This window comes from [Mycobacterium] manitobense (assembly GCF_025821665.1).
Lineage (GTDB): Bacteria > Actinomycetota > Actinomycetes > Mycobacteriales > Mycobacteriaceae > Mycobacterium > Mycobacterium arseniciresistens.
The window spans coordinates 1-539 of record NZ_JACKSJ010000075.1; the positions used below are offsets into that span (position 1 = coordinate 1).

Consider the following 539-nt stretch of genomic DNA (forward strand, 5'->3'; position numbering starts at 1 on the left):
CAGCGGGCCACCGACGATGTCGGCGTAGCGCCAGCGGGCCACCGACGATGTCGGCGTAGCGCGGATCGGTGTCCTGGCTGTACTCGCTGCCCTTCTCGATGGGCGGCGGCGGGGTGTCGTAGCTGCGACGCCACGCCATGAACTGCTCCTCGCCGTACTTGGCCAGCGTCTCGGACTTGTCCAGGCCCTGCAGGGCGCCGTAGTGCCGCTCGTTGAGCCGCCAGTCCCGGTGCACCGGGATCCAGTGCCGGTCGGCGGCGTCCAGCGCCAGGTTGGCGGTGGTGATGGCGCGGCGCAGCAGCGAGGTGTACAGCACGTCGGGCAGCACGCCCTGCTCGGCGAGCAGCTCACCGCCGCGGACGGCCTGGGCCCGGCCCTTGTCGGTCAGGTCGACATCGACCCAACCGGTGAACAGGTTCTTCTCGTTCCACAGGCTTTCGCCGTGACGCAGCAGGATCAGATTCGCCATGGCGAAGATCTTCTCATGCGCCCGAATCGTCGTCCTTATCGACGAGATCGCTCTTCCCATCCCCGATGAG

1 protein-coding gene is annotated in these 539 nt (G+C 67.9%); it reads right to left on the reverse strand.

Features of this window, described 5'->3' with window-relative positions:
• Positions 1 to 469 (reverse strand): 2,3-bisphosphoglycerate-dependent phosphoglycerate mutase (locus H7I41_RS10020; protein WP_264012427.1); only part of this gene is annotated, 469 nt, incomplete at its 3' end.
• Positions 470 to 539 lie beyond the last annotated feature (70 nt).